This window comes from Paraburkholderia silviterrae (genome assembly GCF_004353915.1).
Taxonomy (GTDB): domain Bacteria; phylum Pseudomonadota; class Gammaproteobacteria; order Burkholderiales; family Burkholderiaceae; genus Paraburkholderia; species Paraburkholderia silviterrae.
This window is the reverse complement of record NZ_SMRP01000008.1, coordinates 314,607-316,276: the sequence shown is the minus strand read 5'-3', so window position 1 is coordinate 316,276 and position 1,670 is coordinate 314,607. Positions and strand designations below refer to the sequence as shown.

Below are 1,670 nucleotides of genomic sequence, written 5' to 3'. Positions count from 1 at the left end.
TGCTGCAGCGTGTCGCTCAGCTCGTACGTGTAGTGGTTCGAGCCGAAGTTGCTTGCGCCCGTCGCCAGTTCGGCATTTGCCACCGTCAGCGTGCCGAGATCGCTGTTCGCGTCGTCGGTCAGCGAGTAGCCGCCCGTCGCGCAGCGCACGACGTTGTGCGGTGCAGCTTCCAGGTTCGCCAGCGTGTCGCTCAGGCCGTACGTATAGCCGCCCGTGTGGAAATTGCTTGCGCCACGTGCCAGTTCCGCGTTCGCCACCGTCAGCGTGCCGAGGTCGCTGTCCGCAACGTCGGCCAGCGTGTAACCGCCCGATGCGCCCGAAATGATGCTGGTCGCCGCGCCTTCCAGGTGCAGCAGCGTGTCGCTCAGTTCGTACGTGTAGCCGTTCGAGCCAAAGTTGCTTGCGCCCTTCGCCAGCTCAGCGTTTGCCACCGTCAGCGTGCCGAGGTCGCTGTTCGCGGCGTCGGCCAGCGTGTAGCCGCCCGTTGCGCCCGAAATGATGCCGGACGCAGCGCCTTCCAGGTGCTGCAGCGTGTCGCTCAGCTCGTACGTGTAGTGGTTCGAGCCGAAGTTGCTTGCGCCCGTCGCCAGTTCGGCATTTGCCACCGTCAGCGTGCCGAGATCGCTGTTCGCGTCGTCGGTCAGCGAGTAGCCGCCCGTCGCGCAGCGCACGACGTTGTGCGGTGCAGCTTCCAGGTTCGCCAGCGTGTCGCTCAGGCCGTACGTATAGCCGCCCGTGTGGAAATTGCTTGCGCCACGTGCCAGTTCCGCGTTCGCCACCGTCAGCGTGCCGAGGTCGCTGTCCGCAACGTCGGCCAGCGTGTAGCCGCCCGTGGCACCCGAAATGATGCCGGCAGCCGCGCCTTCCAGGTGCTGCAGCGTGTCGCTCAGCTCGTACGTGTAGCCGTTCGAGCCGAAGTTGCTTGCGCCACGTGCCAGTTCCGCGTTCGCCACCGTCAGCGTGCCGAGGTCGCTGTTCGCAGCATCGGTCAGCGTGTAGCCGCCCGTTGCACCTGAAATGATGCCGGCCGCCGCGCCTTCGAGATTCACGAGGCTATCGCCCAGCGAGTAGCCCGTCACGATCTTGCTGCCGACGGATTCTGCGAGCTGCACCGAAAGTTCGATCGGCAGGTCATCGGTCGCCACGATCGAGGTCGCCAACCCCAGCGCAATGACGTCTTCGCCGTGCGTCAGCATCTGCAGTGTTGCCGAGGTATCGGCAAGCACGAAACCGCAGCTCGGAATCTGATGTTCGTTGTTTGCGACCGCAAGCAGGTTCGCGAAGGACAGCGTGATCGGCGTGTTGTCCGTCGTGACCAGATTTTGCGCGCCGATCACCGCCTCATCGCCGTTCGCGATGGCCGTGCTGATCGCCGCTGCGGTGTCGGAAACGACGTAGCCGCCGGGGATCGACACCACCGCGGCCGCCAGCTCGTCGATCTGCTGGACCGACACGGTGATCGGGCTGTTGTCGCTCGTCGTGATCGCCTGGGCACCCAGTACGACCGGGTCGTTGGCGGCAAGCGCCGTGTTGATCGCGTCTTGCGTGTCGGTGATCGTGTAGCCGTTCGTGATCGTCACGTGCGCGCCCGCGAGGGCGTCCGCGTCGGCGACGTTCAGCGTAAGCGCCGAGCCGTCGTTTGTCGCGATCGATTGCGCGTTCGTGAGCGT

The 1,670-nt window shown here is 65.4% G+C and carries 1 protein-coding gene; it reads right to left on the bottom strand.

The annotated features are described in order from the left end of the window. Nucleotides 1-1,670: hypothetical protein (locus EYW47_RS18700; RefSeq protein ID WP_205710102.1), on the bottom strand; the 1,670-nt coding region annotated here is incomplete at both ends.